The sequence below is a fragment of the Allobosea sp. BH3 genome (genome assembly GCF_025499465.1).
In the GTDB taxonomy this organism is placed as follows: domain Bacteria; phylum Pseudomonadota; class Alphaproteobacteria; order Rhizobiales; family Beijerinckiaceae; genus Allobosea.
Window position 1 is genome coordinate 264,456 of sequence record NZ_JAIMCA010000006.1, and the last position, 17,385, is coordinate 281,840.

19 protein-coding genes are annotated in these 17,385 nt (G+C 66.3%); 10 read left to right on the forward strand and 9 right to left on the reverse strand.

Annotation, left to right across the window (positions count from 1 at the left end; genetic code table 11):
* Positions 1-13: 13 nt before the first annotated feature.
* The 4 genes from BoBH3_RS20905 to BoBH3_RS20920 form a co-directional block, all read right to left on the reverse strand.
* Positions 14-676: a hypothetical protein gene (locus BoBH3_RS20905; protein WP_262332791.1), complete on the reverse strand. Its 663-nt coding sequence runs from the start codon at positions 674-676 to the stop codon at positions 14-16.
* Between the two features lie 76 nt (positions 677-752).
* Positions 753-1,376, reverse strand: coding sequence for a response regulator transcription factor (locus BoBH3_RS20910; RefSeq protein ID WP_262332792.1), 624 nt, complete (start codon positions 1,374-1,376; stop codon positions 753-755).
* Between the two features lie 60 nt (positions 1,377-1,436).
* Positions 1,437-1,859, reverse strand: coding sequence for a hypothetical protein (locus BoBH3_RS20915; protein ID WP_262332793.1), 423 nt, complete (start codon positions 1,857-1,859; stop codon positions 1,437-1,439).
* 171 nt (positions 1,860-2,030) lie between these two features.
* A complete protein-coding gene (locus BoBH3_RS20920; RefSeq protein WP_262332794.1) occupies positions 2,031-3,797 on the reverse strand; it encodes an adenylate cyclase in 1,767 nt (588 codons plus the stop codon).
* Between the two features lie 225 nt (positions 3,798-4,022).
* Here BoBH3_RS20920 and BoBH3_RS20925 point away from each other — a divergent pair, with 225 nt between their 5' ends.
* The 10 genes from BoBH3_RS20925 to BoBH3_RS20970 all read left to right on the forward strand — a co-directional run bounded on the left by BoBH3_RS20925 (position 4,023) and on the right by BoBH3_RS20970 (position 11,784).
* Positions 4,023-4,295: a hypothetical protein gene (locus BoBH3_RS20925; RefSeq protein WP_262332795.1), complete on the forward strand. Its 273-nt coding sequence runs from the start codon at positions 4,023-4,025 to the stop codon at positions 4,293-4,295.
* A gap of 32 nt (positions 4,296-4,327) precedes the next feature.
* Positions 4,328-4,906, forward strand: a complete 579-nt coding sequence (locus BoBH3_RS20930) for a hypothetical protein (protein ID WP_262332796.1) — start codon at positions 4,328-4,330, stop codon at positions 4,904-4,906.
* Between the two features lie 25 nt (positions 4,907-4,931).
* Positions 4,932-5,420, forward strand: coding sequence for a hypothetical protein (locus BoBH3_RS20935; RefSeq protein ID WP_262332797.1), 489 nt, complete (start codon positions 4,932-4,934; stop codon positions 5,418-5,420).
* 16 nt (positions 5,421-5,436) lie between these two features.
* Complete coding sequence (ppk2, locus tag BoBH3_RS20940; RefSeq protein WP_262332798.1) at positions 5,437-6,219, forward strand: polyphosphate kinase 2; 783 nt, start codon at positions 5,437-5,439, stop codon at positions 6,217-6,219.
* A 21-nt stretch (positions 6,220-6,240) separates the two neighbouring features.
* On the forward strand, positions 6,241-6,720 hold the full coding sequence (locus BoBH3_RS20945) for a hypothetical protein (RefSeq protein ID WP_262332799.1): 480 nt from the start codon (positions 6,241-6,243) through the stop codon (positions 6,718-6,720).
* Positions 6,713-7,945, forward strand: coding sequence for an HlyD family secretion protein (locus tag BoBH3_RS20950; RefSeq protein ID WP_262332800.1), 1,233 nt, complete (start codon positions 6,713-6,715; stop codon positions 7,943-7,945). The genes BoBH3_RS20945 and BoBH3_RS20950 overlap by 8 nt, the downstream gene beginning before the upstream one ends.
* A 266-nt stretch (positions 7,946-8,211) precedes the next feature.
* The gene (locus tag BoBH3_RS20955; protein ID WP_262332801.1) at positions 8,212-8,706 is read left to right on the forward strand and encodes a hypothetical protein; all 495 of its coding nucleotides are present in this window, start codon (positions 8,212-8,214) and stop codon (positions 8,704-8,706) included.
* A 15-nt stretch (positions 8,707-8,721) separates the two neighbouring features.
* On the forward strand, positions 8,722-9,357 hold the full coding sequence (locus BoBH3_RS20960) for a L,D-transpeptidase (protein ID WP_262332802.1): 636 nt from the start codon (positions 8,722-8,724) through the stop codon (positions 9,355-9,357).
* Positions 9,358-9,405: 48 nt separating this feature from the next.
* Positions 9,406-10,422: an amino acid ABC transporter substrate-binding protein gene (locus BoBH3_RS20965; RefSeq protein ID WP_262333066.1), complete on the forward strand. Its 1,017-nt coding sequence runs from the start codon at positions 9,406-9,408 to the stop codon at positions 10,420-10,422.
* A gap of 96 nt (positions 10,423-10,518) precedes the next feature.
* Positions 10,519-11,784 carry a porin gene (locus BoBH3_RS20970; RefSeq protein WP_262332803.1) on the forward strand — a complete coding sequence of 422 codons (1,266 nt, stop codon included), beginning with the start codon at positions 10,519-10,521 and terminating at the stop codon, positions 11,782-11,784.
* 217 nt (positions 11,785-12,001) lie between these two features.
* On the opposite strand, the gene BoBH3_RS20975 is transcribed toward BoBH3_RS20970, so the two are convergent.
* The 5 genes from BoBH3_RS20975 to BoBH3_RS20995 are packed head-to-tail and all read right to left on the reverse strand — an operon-like array spanning position 12,002 to position 17,382.
* Positions 12,002-13,630 carry an isochorismatase family protein gene (locus BoBH3_RS20975; RefSeq protein WP_262332804.1) on the reverse strand — a complete coding sequence of 543 codons (1,629 nt, stop codon included), beginning with the start codon at positions 13,628-13,630 and terminating at the stop codon, positions 12,002-12,004.
* A gap of 13 nt (positions 13,631-13,643) precedes the next feature.
* A complete protein-coding gene (locus tag BoBH3_RS20980) occupies positions 13,644-14,492 on the reverse strand; it encodes an N-acyl homoserine lactonase family protein (protein WP_262332805.1) in 849 nt (282 codons plus the stop codon).
* Positions 14,493-14,510: 18 nt separating this feature from the next.
* A complete protein-coding gene (locus tag BoBH3_RS20985; RefSeq protein WP_262332806.1) occupies positions 14,511-15,392 on the reverse strand; it encodes an amidohydrolase family protein in 882 nt (293 codons plus the stop codon).
* Complete coding sequence (locus BoBH3_RS20990) at positions 15,389-16,501, reverse strand: vWA domain-containing protein (RefSeq protein WP_262332807.1); 1,113 nt, start codon at positions 16,499-16,501, stop codon at positions 15,389-15,391. Before BoBH3_RS20990 ends, BoBH3_RS20985 begins: the two co-directional genes overlap by 4 nt.
* Positions 16,498-17,382: an AAA family ATPase gene (locus BoBH3_RS20995; RefSeq protein WP_262332808.1), complete on the reverse strand. Its 885-nt coding sequence runs from the start codon at positions 17,380-17,382 to the stop codon at positions 16,498-16,500. The genes BoBH3_RS20990 and BoBH3_RS20995 overlap by 4 nt, the downstream gene beginning before the upstream one ends.
* Positions 17,383-17,385: the final 3 nt, after the last annotated feature.

Genomic DNA, 17,385 nt, shown 5'->3' on the forward strand with positions numbered 1-17,385 from the left:
GCGGGAGCGACGCTCAGGCCGGCGGCCCGGCGCGCCGATATTCGCGCAGCAGGATGTCGCAGCTGACAATCAGCACCCAGGACGGGAAGACGAGGAAAGTCCAGTCGACCATGTGGCTGCCGAGCAGAATGACCGCCGCGGCCGCATAACCGGCGATCGCCGTCCAGCGCGCCGTGATCCCGGTGCGCAGGACGATGGTCGAGGCGGTCAGCAGGAAGACGCTCGCGACCTTCATCGCGTAGATGCTGGCGAGGTTGTAGGCGAAGGCTCTCGCCAGGGCGAAGGTCAGCGAGCCGGGTAGCTCACCCGGCCGCGCGGCATGCGTGATGAGGATCGCGCCGATGGCCGAAGCCGCAACGAACAGCATGCCGACGAAAAGGAGCCCGCTGCCGAGGAAGACCGTCGCGAACAGCCTGTTCTCCTGTTCACCCAACCTGTCGCGCAGCACCCCCATGAACCACAGGAAAGCGATCCCTGCGAAGGGGATCAGGTTCAGGGCCAGGGCGACCTTCCAGGACTGAGCGCCGACCCAATCCCCCGGATCCTGCGGATGCAGTCGCAGCGTCTGCAGAACCAGAGCCAGCGCGGACAGGAGCAGGACCGAAAACAGGATTCCGGCGACGGCCGCGGCCTTCGGTGTCTTGAGCCCGCCCGGCACGCGTTGAGCAGCCCGCACGTCACGATCCCCCATCTCAGAACCGTGCGCGGATATTCCCGCGCCGCACCCTCCGGCGCTCCTGCCCTGGGTTCGTTTATGGAATGACAGGCCGGAGCAGGCCGAGCCGCTCAGCACAGGTCACGAGTTCCACGACGGAGCGGACCTGCATCTTCTTCATCACCTCATGGCGATGAGCCTTCACGGTCCGTTCGGTGGTCCCGATCTCGAAAGCGACCTGCTTGTTCATCTTGCCACGAACGACGAGATCGAAGACCTCCCGCTCGCGCCGGGTCAGTCGATCGAGCCGCGCGCGGGCCATACGAACCCAGTTCTCCTGTTCATTTGCGATCTGGTGGCGCAGGACGGCGCGATCCACTGCTCCGATGAATTCTTCACGCTCCACCGGCTTCGTGAAGAAATCCTCGGCCCCAGCCTTGATAGCCCTGACGCCGGCCCGCACATCGCCACGGTCGGCCAGGAAGATCACCGGAAGGCTCACGCCAGCCTTGCTGAACAGGCTGACCAGGTCGGGAATGGAGCTGTCGGGGGCCGGCGCATCCATGACGATGCAGCCTGCGCCCTCGCCAGACGGTATCTGGCTCAGTATCTCGTCCGCGCTCACATAGGCTTTGGTCCGATAGCCGCAGGCCCTGAGCATGCGATCGATGCCAGCCTGGGATGCTGCGTCACCATCGACGATATGTACGAGAGCGGACATGGCGATCCCCCGATCTGACGAGCGACAAATGCCTCGCTGAGAGTGCGCGGCGGCCCAGCGCTACGGTGCCTTCAATGCCTCCGAAGTGCAGCGTCGATACCTGGTGGCCATCCCTCCATCGGCAGCGCTGTAGCGATTGAGGCCGCCATCCGGCCTCAAGGCGAAAACCGCGCGAGCAGCGTTGATCGAGATGGATGTCGTGCAGCTGAGTTGCATGATCTGTCGTTCGCCTTGCTGGCTGATGCGGCCGATGCGGCAATGTGCCAGCGGCGTGAGCAGCTGCCGGCCCTGAACCATGAAGGCCGCCGAAAATGCGCTTGCAGGTCTGCGAAAGGCGAGCGCCTTGCCGTTGTCGATGAAAACATCGGCGCAGATTTCCCCTTCCTCGAGCCATGCCCCCTGAAGGGAATCCGGCTGGGCCCGGGCTCCCTGCGCGGCTAACGCCAGCAGGGCAGAGATGAGCAGGAGCGCTTTAAAAGCCATCGCAATCTTCGAGCCTCCGTCCGGGGCACATGCCCGGGCCAACCCCGTGGAGACGGCAAAGTCGGGAGCTGTGTTGACGATCCCGGAAGGCCACCGGCGACGCGGCCTCTTATCTCTGCCGGCTTCCATTCCGGCAAAAATGACGACCGGGAACGACCGAGGGGTAGTAGGTTACGGTTGGCTACGCCTCGGCCCCAGATCGGAGCCGGAGTGCCGGTCCAATGCGGCAGCGAACTTGGCCGGCACCGGGAAGCCGGCCTCGATGGCGCCCCGGATCAGAAGGGCGCGGTCCCTCGCGTTGAAATTCCGGCTGTCGAGCTCCCCGTCGAAATCGTCGAAGAAGCCCGGCCTCAGGCGCAGGAATTCGATGCGGCTCTGCGCAGCCTCGTCCAGAAGACCCTGCCGCGTAAAAATCAGGGCGGCGACGAAATGATAGATCGAAAAGCGACGCAGATTGGCGCGGCGAATGAGTTCGGTGGCCCGCACATCCTCGCCCTGCATATAGGCCGCCAGGGCGAGAAGCCCGACATAATAGTCCGAATGGCCGGGGTTCCTCGCCATCGCCTCTTCGAGCAAGGCCGCTCCGCGCCGCCAGTCGCCTGCCTGCGCCACCCTGCTGCCGAACTCGCCGAGCAGCTCGGTGTCGTTCGGATTGAGTGCCAGGGCCTGGGCACCGATGCGAAGCGCCTCGACGGGCTCACGGCTGAAGTAGAGAACCGTCATCTGCGCCTGAAGCGCGCGGATGTTCTCGGGATCGAGGCGGACGGCGCGCTCGGCGGCACTGCGTGCCCGCTCCCGTGGCGCCGGCGAACCCGGGCGCGTGTTCAGCCTGAAGCGATCCTCGTCGAGATACAGAAAGGACAACATCGCCCAGCCCGTCGCGTAATCCGGATAGAGCGCCATGACGCGCTCGAGACATTCGCGCGTCGCTGCGTGCTCCTGCCGGTCCAGCACGGTGCGATAGCGATAGAAGCGATAGGTGCATTGATAGGTTTCGAGATTCTGCACGCTCCCCGGCCGCGCCGGCAGCGGCGCCGCGCTGAAGATGATCCCGTATGGCTGAGCGATCGCGGTCGCGACCTTCGCGGCGATCGTCGTCTCGATCTCGACGATATTGCTGGTCTGCGGATCGGAGTCGTAGGTCCCCGACCAGAGGATTGCGGACGTCTCCGAATCCAGGACCCGGCTGGTAACCCGCAGCCTGCCCCCGGAGAGCCGAATGCCGCCCTCCAGGATGTAGCGATTTCCGAACCGGCTGCGGATCTCCGAGGCAGAAGCGTTCGGCGAGACGGCGCTCGAGGTCTCCCGTCCGAACACCGTCAGTTCCTTGAACCGCGCGAGTTGCGCCAGGAGCTCCTCCCCAAGGCCCGCCGCATAGAAGTTGACCTCCGGCTGCCCCGAAAGGTTGGCGAACGGCCTGACGATCAGCGAAGGCCCCTCAGGGCGCTGCGCCGGCTTGACGGGGTTGCCAGGCTTCGACCAAGCGGCCATCCAGACCAGCGGCACGGCGACCGCCACGGCTGCCGCGATGGCGACCCAGGTGGTCCGGCCCCCCCTCAGGTCGGCGTTCGCAGTTCCGGCGAGGTTCTGCTCCGGTGAAGCGTGTTGCTCAGCCGCCGCGTCTGCCCTGGCCTGCAGTTCCCGCCAATGAAAATGAGGGACGTAGCCCCCCTTCGGGATCTCGACGAGGACCGGGTCCGCGCTTCCGGCAAGGAGATAATAGCGCTCGAGCGCGCGCCTGAGGCGCCCGGCCTCGATCCGGACGACGGGATCGTTCTGGATGTCGAAATTGGCGTCCCGGCCGAAGACCTCGACCGCGACGGTGTAAGCCTTGATGCGATCCGCGTGGCCCGCGAGCGTCTGATTGACCACATAGGTCAGGAACTGTCGCACCCGTGCGGGGACATTGAACTCCGGGCTCGCCAGAATTCGGTCCAACTGTATGCGGACCGCACCCTCCTGGGGTTCTCCCCCAGCGAAGACACCGGATCCAACGGGGCAATTCTGAAGCCGTTGCCCTTCCATGGAATTGGCTCCCCTCAGCCGAATATCCATACGAAAGTTGGGAAAACTAGCAGCAGTCTTGGCGTAACCTCCCGTTATTTACTCCCAATCCCAGAGCCCGACCACATAATTCTCACCTTCTGCGGAGGGCTCGTTCCTATGGATCAGGGCGTCCTGGCCGCCATCCGGCTGCTTCCGAAACACAAGAAGGCCATCGAAGAGCTCGTCCTGGGCAGCGACAACTTCAGGTCCCTCTGCAGGGACCTAGCCGACGCGGAACAGGCTCTTCGGCGGTGGGAAGGTTCCGACGGCCCCGGCGCGGCGGCGCGATGCGTCGAGTATCGGCATCTCATCGACGGCCTCGAAGCCGAGCTTCGACAGTCGATCAACGAATGGCAGGCCAAATCCGCGGGAAGAAGCAACCGAACATAAGGCGCGCGGAATTTTCAGAGTGGAGAGCGACGATGTCGAAATACGCGAACTGGATTCTGGCCATCTCGCTGGCCCTGGGCACGGCGGGCTGCGCGACCCCTACGGTGACCAGCCGCACCGTGATCGTGGCAGGCGTCGGGCCCGTCGAGGTGGAGCAGATCAATGTCGAGGTGGCGCGCGTCACGCCTGCCATGCGCCTCGTCACCGTCCGGCAAGGCCGATTCCTGTGGGATGTCCATGTTCCGGAAATCTTCGGCGACCTCGAGAACCTTCGCGTCGGTGATCGGCTCGCGATCCATCGCGCCGAGGGAGCGCTCCTGAGCCTGCAACGCGCGAGGAAGGGAGCCAAGCCGGGGATCGTCTATACCGAGGCGTCAGACACTCCCGTCTTCAGCAGCATCCCAGAGCGGTTCGTGGCGCGGACGCTGACGCTGACCGCGCGGTTCGAGCGGTTCGATCCGGCCACGAACATCGTGAACTATGTCGGGCCCGCCGGCCCGCGCAGCCTGACCGTGGCCGATCCGGCGATCAGGGAAGATCTCGCGCGCTTGCGGCGTGGCGACATGGTGTCCCTGACCTTCGCCGAAGCCATCTACATCGAGAAATACTGAACGCGTTTGGGGAGGAAGGGCACCGATGTCGACCGGAAACCCGAATCTGAACGCAGGGACGCTCGCCGACGAGAGCTTCATGTCGGCCGACGATCTGCGGTTGTACATGAACGATATCGAGATGGCGCGGGCGTCCAAGCTGGCCGGAGCCATGACCAAGGCCGAGGAGGCGCAGCGCAAGCTCGCCGCCACGCTGCGCGAGGAAATCGAGGTCACGCCGCAGAAGATCGAGGAGATCAAGCACAGCCTTGCGACGAAGACCCGCGCAGCAGCGAGCCGGGGCGAGACCGAAGTGCTGGTGATGCGCTTCCCGAGCGCGCTGTGCACGGACCGGGGCCGCGCCATCAACAATGCCGAGGCCGATTGGCCGACCACGCTGACCGGCCGGCCCAGGCAGGCCTATGAGTTCTGGAAGGAGCATCTGCAGCCCGCCAAATTCAAGCTTCGTGCCATGATCATCGACTGGCCGGGCGGCTTGCCGGGCGACGTCGCCTTCTTCCTGAGCTGGTCCTAGCGAAGGGGGAACTGCCATGAAGAAGAATGCCGTCGAGCCCCTGGGCCGGAAGCCCTATGAGCGAAAGCTGCGCGATCTGCATGGGGAGCTGGTCAAGCTGCAGGAATGGGCCAAGCATGCGGGCGGAAAGGTCTGCATCGTCTTCGAGGGGCGTGACGGCGCCGGAAAGGGCGGCGTGATCAAGGCGATCACCGAGCGCGTCAGCCCCAGGGTGTTCCGTGTCGTGGCATTGCCGCCGCCGACCGAGCGCGAACGTTCGCAGATGTATGTGCAGCGCTACCTGCCGCACCTTCCGGCCGCGGGCGAGATCGTGATCTTCGACCGCAGCTGGTACAATCGAGCGGGTGTCGAGCGGGTCATGGGCTTCTGCACGGAGGAGCAGGCCAAGAGCTTCCTGCAGGTCGTCGCCGGCGTCGAGAGAGCGATCGTCGATTCCGGCGCAATCCTGCTGAAATACTGGCTCGAAGTCGGCCCGGAAGAGCAGACCCGCCGCATGGAGGAGCGGATCAACGATCCGCGCAAGATCTGGAAGCTCTCGCCGATGGATCTGAAATCCTACTCTCGCTGGTACGACTATTCGCGCGCCCGCGACGAGATGTTCCGCGCCTCCGATACGACCTGGGCGCCATGGTACGCCGTCCACTCCGACGACAAGCGCCAGGCGCGGCTCAACATCATCTCCCACATCCTCAACTCGGTCCCTTACGAGGCGCCGCCGCGGGAGAAGATCAAGCTGCCGAAGCGGCAGAAGTCCGAAGGCTACGAGGAAGCCGACTTCGCCCGGAACTGGATCGGCTGATGTCGAGACTGGAGCCTATGCATGGCCGCTGATCTGCATCCTCTCGCGCCGCACAGCCTGCCGGCCTTCATCACCGCGCCGGGGGAAACGGACACGCTCATGGTCGTGACGGCCGTGATCCTCCTCGCCTCAGTCCTCGGCGTCGGGCTGGTCTTCCTTCGGCTGCACACCCTGCCGGAGCGCATGGCGCACAAGTCGCAGAAGCTCCAGTTCGAGATCGTCGCCGTCCTCGGCCTGCTCGCGCTGTTCACCCATGTGCATCTGTTCTGGGTCGCGGGGCTGCTCCTCGCCCTGATCGACATCCCCGATTTCTCAGGGTTGTTCGGCCGTATGGCGCATGCGCTCGAACGCATGGCCGGCGTGACGCCGCGGCGGGCTGCCAGCGATGTCGATGCGGAGGTTTCGGAAGCGGACGATCGCATCCCGGACGCTCCTGTCCCGAAGGCTCCTGCCGCCGACGCTCCTGCAGCTTCCCATCGCGCGGAGAGCAGTCATGCTTGAGCTCTTGTTCTGCTCCCTGCTGACGATCGTTCCGGACTATCTCTACCGCCGCTACCGGCAGGGAAAGCGCCTCGGCAAGGAAATCACCTTCTACTCCGTCTGGTTCGAGCTGAGATGGGGCATCACCGCCTGCCTGATGCTGACCATCGGGCTGATCACGGTGATTTTCTACAACCACCCCTCGACGGACAACGCGGCCGTCATGTTCCGTACGGTCCCGATCGTTCCAGAGGTCAATGGGCGCGTGGACCAGGTCCATCTCGGCGTCAGCGGGACGGTGACAAAAGGCGATCCGATCTTCAGCCTGGACAGCAGCAAGCAGCAGGCAGCGGTGGAGACCGCCCGGCGCAAGATCGCCGAGGTCGACGCCTCGCTCCTGGTGGCGCGCGCGGAAATCGTGACCGACGAGAGCCGCATTCTCGAAGCCAGGAGCGCCCTCAAGCAGGCCGTCGACGAACTGGAGACGAAGAAGGAGCTGCAACGCCGCAATGACGACATCGTCGCGCGGCGCGAGATCGAGCGGCTCGAGACGCTGGTGGCCGGGCGCGAGGCCGCCGTTGCGGCGTCTACCGCCTCCAAGACCGCGGCAGAGACGCGTATCGCGAGCCTGTTGCCGGCCGAAAGGGCGAGCGCGGAGGCGGCGCTCGCCCAGGCGCAGACCGATCTGGACAAAACCGTCGTACGCGCGGGCGTAACCGGCCGCGTCGAGCAGTTCACGCTGCGCGTCGGCGACATCGTCAACCCCTTGTTGCGGCCGGCCGGCGTCCTGATCCCGCAAGAGGCCGGGCGTACCACCTTGCAGGCCGGGTTCTCGCAGATCGAGGCGCAGGTGATGAAGCCCGGCATGGTCGCCGAGGTCACCTGCATGTCGAAGCCATGGGTCGTGATCCCGATGGTGGTGACCAACGTTCAGGACTTCATCGCCGCAGGCCAGGTGCGCGGTGGCGAGCAGTTGCTCGACGTGCAGCAGATCGCCAAGCCGGGGACGCTGCTCGCCTTCCTCGAGCCTCTTTATCCCGGCGGGCTCGACGGGGTCACACCAGGCAGCAGCTGCATCGCCAACGCCTATTCGAGCAACCACGAGCTGATCGTATCGGGCAAGCTCTCGACGGGGCGGAAGATCGCCCTCCATGCCGTCGATGCGGTGGGGCTCGTGCATGCCCTTCTGCTGCGCATCCAGGCGCTGGTTCTTCCGATCCGGACGTTGGTTTTCGGCGGACACTGAGGCAACCTCTCATGCATCTGGGGGATGCGCGTCGGCACGGCCTTCAACAATTTGGCTTGATCGGAATCGCACTTCCGGCTGTTCTGAGGACGAGATCGGCCCTCTCCTCGCGCAAACGTCGAGAGACGGCCCGCCCGCTGCCTAAGATGGCGCCGCGCCTTTCTGCCAAGCGCGCAGCGTCCCGAATGCGATCTGCCCTATAGGAGCCGGGCTGATGCCCTGCCCGGCTTGCGACACCTTGACGACTTCGTTGCCATGGAGGGGTGATGCGACAGCCTAGCCGGACCAAGCTTCTTTCCGCCGCTATTCCAGCCAGCATGATGATCCTGCCTCTCCTGCTCGCCGGCTGCGGCGGCGGCGAAGGCCTCTCGCCGGGCGCAAGCACGGCCGCGGTCGCGCCCGCCCCCACCAATGTCACGCGCGACCAGTTGGTCGGGCGCTGGGGTATCGCCTCCTTCCACACCGACAAGGACCGTAGACGCACCGAGGCCGAGGCGAAGTCGCAGTGCAGCCAGCCCTACACCATCGCCAAGGGGCCGCATGACGGTGTGATGATGCATGTGGCCGACGATCCCAAGCCTTATGAGCTCAGGCTGAAGGCCGGGGCGGGCGGCAGGAACTTTCTCGGCTTCGAGGCGCCGGCTGGCGATCCGCAGGACCGCGAACTGCTGTCGGTCGCGCCGAACATGCTGGTGATGCGCTTCGTCGATCCGGACGCCCACCGGCGCTACGGCACCTTCATCTTCTCCCGCTGCGGCTGACGGAGCAGACGAGACATGGATATCTCCCGCGATATGGCCCGCAGAATCCCCGCCATCGGCCTCGCTCTGATCTTCGGGCTTGCCCTGCCTGCGGCGACCTCCGCCCAGCCGCGCCCTCCGGCGGGCATTGAGGAAACCATGGACGTCGGCGACGAGCCCGGGCGCATCTCGACCGAAGAGGTCAGCATCTCGGACGGGCCCTATGCCCGGCAGATGGTGCTCTTCCGCTCGACAGAGGCGCCCGGGACCGTCGTGATCCATTCGGCCGAGCGCTTCCTCTACGTGGTCCAGGGCAATGGGCGGGCTCTGCGCTACGGCATCGGCGTCGGCCGCGAGGGCTTCACCTGGTCCGGACAGGTGCAGGTGAGCCGCAAGGCGGAGTGGCCGGATTGGCGCCCTCCCCCGGAGATGCTGCAACGCCAGCCCTATCTGCCGCGCTTCATGGCCGGCGGGCCTGGCAATCCGATGGGTGCGCGGGCGCTTTATCTCGGCTCGACCGTGTTCCGCATCCACGGCACCAACCAGCCCGAGACGATCGGACAGGCGATCTCGTCCGGCTGCTTCCGGCTCGCGAACGGCGACATCGTCGATCTGTATTCGCGCGTGCCGATGGGAACCAAGGTCATCATCCGCCACAAGGCGACGTTGTAAACGGCTCAAAAGGGGAAGCATGCCATGTCGAAGGCTCAACGCATTCGCCTGCGCCGTATCGGCCTCGCCGCCATCGGCGCGCTGGTAGGCGGCATTCTCGCAGCCCCGGCCGGCGCCGGCACGCTCGATACGGTCAAGCAGCGCGGGACGCTGCAATGCGGCGTCAGCGAGGGCGTGGCCGGCTTCTCGGAACAGGACGGCCAGGGCAAATGGAACGGCTTCGACGTCGACTTCTGCCGCGCCGTCGCGGCTGCTGTCCTTGGCGACGCCGGCAAGGTGACCTTCACGCCGCTCTCGGCGAGCCAGCGCTTCGATGCGCTGAAGGGCGGGCAGGTCGATCTGCTCGCGCGCAACTCGACATGGACGCTCGGGCGCGAGGCGGAACTCGGCCTCGCCTTCGCTGGCATCACCTATCATGACGGGCAGGGCTTCCTGGCCAAGCGCGCGCTCGGCGCCGATGGGGCGCTCGCCCTCGACAAAGCGAAGATCTGCGTGGAAGCCGGCACAACGACCCAGCTCAACCTCGCCGATTTCTTCCGCGCCAACTCCATGACCTATGAGGAGAAGGTCTTCCCGAGCGCCGCGGAAGCCTTCAGCGCCTTCCAGTCCGGCCAGTGCGACGTGCTCAGCCGTGACCAGTCGGCCCTGCATGGCGAACGGCTGAGGCTGGCCAAGCCGTCCGATGCCGTGGTGCTGCCGGATGTGATCTCGAAGGAGCCGCTCGGCCCGGTGGTGCGCAGCGATGATTTCCCCTGGTTCAACGTGGTGAAATGGGTGAACTTCGCGTTGGTGAACGCGGAGGAGCTCGGCATCTCCGGCGGCGCGATCGACGAGGCGTTGAAGTCGCAGAAGCCTGATGTGCGCCGCTTCACCGGAGCCGAGGGCGGCTTCGGCAAGGCGCTCGGCATCGATGCCGATTGGGCGATCCGTGCCGTCAAGGCCACCGGCAGCTATGCCGAGATCTATGAGCGCAATCTAGGCACCAGCTCCAAGCTCGGCATACCGCGCGGCCTCAACCAGCTCTGGAGCATGGGGGGCGTGCTCTATGCCCCGCCGCTGCGGTAACCCGGCGGCAGAAGCCCTGCCCCCGGTGAAGCAGACCGCGCCGAAAGCGAGCAACCATTGAGACTTTCCTGCGCCAGCGGTCTCGCGGCGCGGCTGGTGGGTAGCGCCAGCCTCCGTGCCCTGATCGCAGTTGCCTTCGGCGGCCTTGCGGCAGACGGCGCGCGCGCCGCGAACCGGCCTCCGACCTTTGTGCGGAGCTGCACGATCGAGGCGCCCGATCCAACGCCGCTGTTCTCCGCGCCCGCCACGCAAAAGCCGGATGAAGAGGAAGACGACGACGAGGCGGACTCGGACGACGATGATGACGACGACGACCCGCCGCCACGCGGATTCATCTCGCCAGGCTCCAGTGCCTGCATCGCTATCTCCGGCACGGTGAATGCCGGCTTCCAGCGCGATGAATACCGCGCCAACGCCCTGACGCGAGCGACCGGCCAGGTGCCGCCGAACCTGACGAGCTTTCCGCTCAGCACGACCTTCCGGATCGAGAGCGGGCAGAGCGTCGGGGACGGTTTGTATCTTGCCACGGCCTTCGAGTTCTCCGTCGACACGAACACCGAAGGCGGCAACGACCTCACTCTCAGTGAGGCGAGCGTCACGTTCGGGGCCTTCGCCTTCGGTCTCGCGAGTTCGCGCTTCGACTTCTGGACCGGCGACGAATTCGCCTTCATCGGCCGGATTCCGAGCCGCACCGTCGCCCTTATCGGCTATGAGCGGCAGATCACGGAAAGCCTGAGCCTCTCGCTTTCCGCCGAGGACATCTCCGCCGACCAGCGTGTACGTCTGTTAACGGGCGGGCAGCGCGTGCCGGATGCGGTCGCACGCCTGCTCTATGAGAGCGGCTCGCTGACGCTGCATGGAGCTGTGGCGCTGCGCGAGGTGCCGCGCCTGGGCGCTGCCAGCCTCGTCGGCCGCGCCGCCATCCTCGGCGCGACATGGGAGGCGACGGTGCTGGAACGGTCTCTGACGATCACCGGCCAGATCGCCGGCGCTGTGAACGCCCCGCCCTATATCGGCTCGCAGCTCGACCGGCGCAGCGTCCTGCCGTTGCTGACCGGGGAGGACACGACGCGTGGCTGGTCCGGCGTCGTATCCATCGGCCGGGATTGGACGGATGACTGGTCCAGCAACGCTTACGTGAGCCGCTACGATCTCTCCCTGCCACCGTCCGCAGCCGGAAAGAACCAGATCCGCATCGACCGCGTGGCGGCGAACATCGTCTGGGCTCCGGTCGAGGGCCTGCGGATCGGCGCCGAGGCCTCGGTCGCATGGCAGCGGACGGAACTCGCCGGCCGGACGATCGCCGCCAGCTTCAGTGGCAGGCAGAGCTCGGCGCAGGTGTTTATCGAACGGACTTTCTAGAGCCTTCTCATGGAAGCGCGAGACATCCCGGACGCAGCGAAGCGAAGATCCGGGATCCATGCCGAAACCTTAGTCGGACGCGTTCCTGCATGGATCCCGGGTCAAGCCCGGGATGACGGCGCGGTTCCGCAACGCATCCGTTATCTCTCAGCAGCTTAGAGAGACATCCGCCCAAATTGATTCAACTTGTTCGGACCTCACTCCAACCGTTGTCGCGTCACCCCGCCGTAGCGGCGATGACCGCGTCGACATCCGTGACCACGCACACGTTCTGCAGCGCGTAGTTCACCGAGGCGGTGTGCCATTCGGCGTTCATCGTCGAGCAGGCGTCCTCCGGCACCACCATGAAATAGCCCTTGTCGGCGCCGGTGCGGGCGGTGTGCTCGATCGACATGTTGGTCCAGGCGCCGGTGACGATGACGACGTCTCGGCCGAGTGCCTTGAGAACGGTCTCCAGCCGCGTCCCCTCCCAGGCGCTCATGCGCTGCTTCTCGACGACATGATCACCACCCTGAGCTTCCAGCCCCGGCACGGCCGCCGCCCCCCATGTGCCGCGCACCAGCGCCGTGGCATCGGCCAGCCCCTCGAAGAGCGGGGCGTTCATGGTGACGCCCGGCGCACCGGGCTCGACGACGAACCAGACATGGATGACGGGTATGCCCCTCGCCCGCGCGGCCTGCGCCAGCCGCGCGGCGTTGCCGATGGCATTCTGTTCCTTGCAATGGGCGGGCGAGCCGGAGGCCGCGAAGGCACCGCCGTCCATCACCACGTCGTTCTGCATGTCCTGGATCAGCAGCGCGCAGCGAGAGGGATCCAGCCGGTAGCCCGCCGCCGCTTTCTTGACGCCGCCGGGGGAAATGAAGGCCGCCGCGTCGAGGTTACTGACCGGCCGGTCCGGCGCTGTTGCGCCGCCGTGACGGGCGCCTCCCGTCGCGCCGGCCTTCATATAAGGCTCCATCCGCGGGCCGACCTTGGTCTCGACAGCATAGAGCGAATGGCTGGCGGTCAGGAAGAGTGTGCGCCAATCCGGACCGCCCCATGTGAGGTTGCCGACGAGTTCCGGCACGCGCAGCTTGCCGATCAGTTCGCCCTTGATCGTATAGACCCAGACGCCGCCGGGGCCGCAGACCCAGACATTGCCCTGCGCGTCGCATTTCATGCCGTCCGGCACGCCGGGCTCGCTCTGCGAGACGATGCCCGAGGCGAAGACGCGGCCCGGTCCCAGCCTGCCGTCGGGCAGAATATCGAAGACGCGGATATTACACTGCACCGTATCGTTGACGAAGAGCCGGTCCTCGGTGGGGCAGAAGCAGAGCCCATTGGGCTGGTCGAAGAGGTAGCGATCGACCAGCAGCTCCGGCGCCCCGCCGCCGGGCGTAATGCGGTAGACCCCTTGAAAGCCGAGCTGGCGCGGTCGCTCGACGCCGAAGACCGGCATGCGGCCATACCAGGGATCGGAGAAATAGATCGCTCCATCCGACTTCACGACCACGTCGTTGGGGCTGTTGAGCTCCATGCCTTCGAAATGCGAGGCGATGGTCTCACGCCTTCCATCGGGCCGCTCGCGCACGAGGGTCGAAGTCGAGTGCTCACAAACGATGAGGTTGAGGTCGGCATCGTAGGTCATGCCGTTGCATTTGTTCGCCGGCCGCATGGCCTCGCGGATGCCGCCCTTGTCCCAGCGGCGGCGGACATCGCCCGGCATGTCCGAAAACAGCAGGTGATGCTCGCGCGGATGCCAGACCGGCCCCTCGCAGAATTCAAAACCGGTGCCGAGCTGGCGCACCGGCGCCCAGAGGTCGACCAGATCGGCGAAGCCGGGGCTGACGGCGAGGTGCGTGGTCATGGCGCCCTCGGGCTCACGCCGCAAACCAGTTGCGGGACGGCAGCGACTGCACCACCGGGCCGGGCACCGCCATGTCCATGCGGCCAACGACCTGGCCGTGGGCGATCTTGGCCGGCTTGTCGTGCACCGGCAGCAGGAAAGCGCCGGCGGAGAGCAGCTTCTTGATCGCCGCCTTCTCCTCGCGCTTGGAGACGCCGTGATTGCCGGTGGTGCGCGGCTCGTTGGCGCTGATCTCGTGGAAGGGCGTCACGATCTGGTCGTTGAAGTCATAGATCACGTCGCCACAGATGATCGCCCTGCCCTCGACGGTGTCGACATGGACGTTCATCGAGCCCTCGGTATGGGCGCCTGCGGCCTCGAGATAGCAGCCGGGGAAGAGTTCGATCATCCCGGAGAGTTCGAGATCCTCGAAGCGTAGCGCATCTCGCGTGTGCAGCCGGTCGATCAGGTGCTTGATGTCGGGCGCCGGGTATTGCGGGTGCATCAGCCCCGAGACGGAATATTCCAGCTCGCGTCGGTTGACGAGGACGGTGGTGTTCATCGGGAAGAGCTCGTCCTTCCCGGCATGGTCGATATGGAGATGGGTGTGCATGACGTAGCGCACGTCGCCCATCCGCACGCCGTATTTGGCGAGCTGGTTCTCGATCATGTTCTCGTGGAACTGGAGCCCGCGCATGCCGAGCGTCTCCATGATCTGGTTATGGCGGTAGCCAGTGTCGACGACGACCGGCCAGGGCCCGCCGAGGATCAGGAAGCCGTAAGTCGGGACGCGGCGGGTGCGGCCGCAGTCACGGCCCAGCACCAGGAAGCTCGACTCGAGCTCGATGTCGCCATAGTCGAGAATCTTGATTTCGAGCGCCATTGTCGTCTCCCCTCGGACTTATCGGGCGAGGCGGTAGACCCGCCTCGCAGTGTCGTTGAACACGGCCCCATGCGCGGTTGCGGGCACGGCGGCGCGATGGGCGTCGATCAGCTCGGCATAGGTGGTCCAGAGCTTCTCGATCGGAAAATTGGAGCCGAAGAGGCAGCGATCGGCCCCGAACAGCGCCAGCGTCTCCCTGGCGATGAAGGCGATCTGGTCCGGGTCGTTCCGGCGCTGGAAGGTGCCGAGACCGGAGAGTTTGCTGACGATGTTGGGCCGTGCGGCGAGCAGCATCATGCCGGCACGCCAGAGGGCGACGCCATCGGGCGAGAGGTCCTCCAGCATGCCGGCGTGCTGGAGCACGAAGGTCACGCGCGGGCAGGCAGCGGCAAGCTGCGCGGCGCCCGCCATCTGGCCGGAGAAGACCTGCAGATCGAAGCTGAAGCCGTAATCGGCCAGCGCTTCGACATTGGCCATCAGTTGCGGATCGAGCGCGAGATCGGGGCCGCTGGCGAAGCGGTAGAGCGGGTTTTCGTGCCAATGGAGCTGCATGCGCACGCCGCGAACGCGAGCGTTGCGGGCGAGCTGGTCGAATTGCGGGCGGGCATCGCCGGACAGCAGATCGGCATAGGCGACGATGGCGATCGGAAAGCCGGATTCCTCCGAAGCCTGCGAGACGAAGGCGACCTCGTCGAGATAGCGCGCCGGCGCCCAGTTGGCCTGGACATAGACGGCCTCGGTAACGCCCAGCGGGCGGCAATCGGCGAGATATTCACTCACAGGATAGTCGCGCCGCAGCGGCTCGTAAGGGCCGAAGATGCGCGGCAGCATCGGCCCGACGAGCCAAGGCAGATCAGCCTGCTTCCAGATATGGAAATGGGAATCGACGATGTCGGTCATGCGGCCTCGACGCCTCCGAGCGAAAGGATGTGGCGGCAGATGCGGGCGGTGCTTGCGCCATCGGAGAGGCTCGCGAGCTGCGGCGCGATCAGGCGCAGCGCCTCGGTCTCCGGGCGGTAGGCGGGGTCGGCCGCGAGCGGGGTCAGCCAGTCGATGCGATGGGCGCGCGCCGAAAGCCTTGCGACAGCCGTGACCAGCGCCGTGGGATCGCCGCGCTCCAGCCCGTCCGAGAGCACGACCACGACCGCGCCGCGCGCATAGGAAGCAAAGCGCGGCACGGCGAGGAAGGCCTGCAGCGCGTCGCCGATGCGCGTGCCGCCGTCCCAGTCAGCGACGAGCCCCGAGGCCTCGGCCAGGGCCTGCTCGCGGCGACGGCGTCTTAGCGCGCGCGTCACGCGGGTGAGCCGCGTGCCGAAGGTGAAGACCTCTGCCCGCGGCGCGGCCTGCACGATGGTGTGGGCCAGCGCCAGATTGGCGTCGCTGCGCTGCTTCATCGAGCCCGAAACATCGATCAGCAGCAGGATCGGGCGCGGACGGGTCACTCGCCTGAGCTTCTTCAGGCTCATCACCTCGCCGTCATGGCGGATGGCGTCCCGGAGGCTGCGGGCGAGATCGACTGTTCGCCCGCGCCGTGCCGCCCGATGGCGATAGCCGCGCCGGCGCGGCAGGGCGGCGGGCAACGCCCGGCCGAAGCGGCGCAGTGCCTCGCTCTCGTCGAGGGCTCCTAGGCGGCGGATCGAGAGCGCTTCGGCCTCGGTCGAGGCCTGGCCGGTCTCGTTGATCTCGTCCCCGATCAGGATCTCGCGCGAGCCCGTGTCCTCCTGCACCGAGACATCTTCGTCCGGCGCCCATTCCTCCTCGCCCGGCACGGCGATGGCGCCGAGGAAATGCATGTCGAACAGGGCGTCGAAACGGGCGCGCTGCTCGGGATGGGGGCTGAGCGTCGCGGCCGCCGCCTTGCGGACATGCTCGATGCTGCGCGGGCCGAGTAGTTCGACCGCCATCAGGAAGGCCGTGGTCTGCTCGGGCGCAACGGCGATGCCGTGCGCACGCAGCAACGTAGCAAAGGCCACGAAGGGCCGGGCGGCGGGGGGCAGCGGCGCGATCATGCCGCCAGTCCCGGAATGAAGAGCGGCAGGCGCGGGCGTAAGTGGGCGAGGTCTTCTTCGTCCTTGATCGCGGCGCCCAGCGAGCGGCGGAACGCCTCGGGCCAGGGCGCGCCGCTGTGCGCGAGTGCCGTCGCGGCCTCGGCCCAGTCGACCGCCTCGGCGACGCCGGGCGGCTTGGCGAGCGGCTCCTGACGCAGAAGGCCGACCGCATGGACCACTGCCCGCGCCGTACCCTCGGCGACGGCGGAGGAACGCAGCATGATGATCTGCGCCTCCCGCTCCGGCTCTGGGTAGGCGATGTAGTGGTAGACGCAGCGGCGGCGCAGCGCCTCGTGCAGTTCGCGCGTGCGGTTGGAGGTCAGCACGACGACCGGCCGCTCTGCCGCGCGCAATGTGCCGCGCTCGGGAATCGATATCGAGAAATCGGAGAGGAATTCGAGCAGGAAGGCCTCGAACTCATGGTCCGAGCGATCGATCTCGTCGATCAGCAGCACGGTCGATTGCGGCCGCCTGAGCACCGTCAGCATCGGCCGCTCGATCAGGAAGTCGTCGCTGTAGATGTCGAGGCTCTCGCCCTCACGCGACTGGCGGATGGCGAGCATCTGGCGCGGGTAATTCCACTCGTAGAGAGCCGCTGCGGCGTCGATGCCCTCGAAGCATTGCAACCGGATGAGCTGGCGGCCGAGGATGCCGGCGAGCGCCTTGGCGGCCTCGGTCTTGCCGACGCCGGGCGCGCCTTCGAGCAGCAGCGGCTTGCCGAGCGCCAGCGAGAGGTAGCCCGCCGTCGCGATGCCGTCATCGGCGAGATACATCGCCGCCTGCAGGGCCTCGGCGAGGTCCTCAGGGCTCGATATACCGGCGACGGTGGTCCTCAGCGCCATGAA

Coding starts and splice junctions, on each gene's coding strand:
- BoBH3_RS20910 (WP_262332792.1), bottom strand. CDS start 1,376: ATGTCCGCTCTCGTACATATCGTCGATGGTGACGCAGCATCCCAGGCT.
- BoBH3_RS20915 (WP_262332793.1), bottom strand. CDS start 1,859: ATGGCTTTTAAAGCGCTCCTGCTCATCTCTGCCCTGCTGGCGTTAGCC.
- BoBH3_RS20925 (WP_262332795.1), top strand. CDS start 4,023: ATGGATCAGGGCGTCCTGGCCGCCATCCGGCTGCTTCCGAAACACAAG.
- BoBH3_RS20930 (WP_262332796.1), top strand. CDS start 4,328: ATGTCGAAATACGCGAACTGGATTCTGGCCATCTCGCTGGCCCTGGGC.
- BoBH3_RS20935 (WP_262332797.1), top strand. CDS start 4,932: ATGTCGACCGGAAACCCGAATCTGAACGCAGGGACGCTCGCCGACGAG.
- ppk2 (WP_262332798.1), top strand. CDS start 5,437: ATGAAGAAGAATGCCGTCGAGCCCCTGGGCCGGAAGCCCTATGAGCGA.
- BoBH3_RS20945 (WP_262332799.1), top strand. CDS start 6,241: ATGGCCGCTGATCTGCATCCTCTCGCGCCGCACAGCCTGCCGGCCTTC.
- BoBH3_RS20950 (WP_262332800.1), top strand. CDS start 6,713: ATGCTTGAGCTCTTGTTCTGCTCCCTGCTGACGATCGTTCCGGACTAT.
- BoBH3_RS20955 (WP_262332801.1), top strand. CDS start 8,212: ATGCGACAGCCTAGCCGGACCAAGCTTCTTTCCGCCGCTATTCCAGCC.
- BoBH3_RS20960 (WP_262332802.1), top strand. CDS start 8,722: ATGGATATCTCCCGCGATATGGCCCGCAGAATCCCCGCCATCGGCCTC.
- BoBH3_RS20975 (WP_262332804.1), bottom strand. CDS start 13,630: ATGACCACGCACCTCGCCGTCAGCCCCGGCTTCGCCGATCTGGTCGAC.
- BoBH3_RS20980 (WP_262332805.1), bottom strand. CDS start 14,492: ATGGCGCTCGAAATCAAGATTCTCGACTATGGCGACATCGAGCTCGAG.
- BoBH3_RS20985 (WP_262332806.1), bottom strand. CDS start 15,392: ATGACCGACATCGTCGATTCCCATTTCCATATCTGGAAGCAGGCTGAT.
- BoBH3_RS20990 (WP_262332807.1), bottom strand. CDS start 16,501: ATGATCGCGCCGCTGCCCCCCGCCGCCCGGCCCTTCGTGGCCTTTGCT.
- BoBH3_RS20995 (WP_262332808.1), bottom strand. CDS start 17,382: ATGGCGCTGAGGACCACCGTCGCCGGTATATCGAGCCCTGAGGACCTC.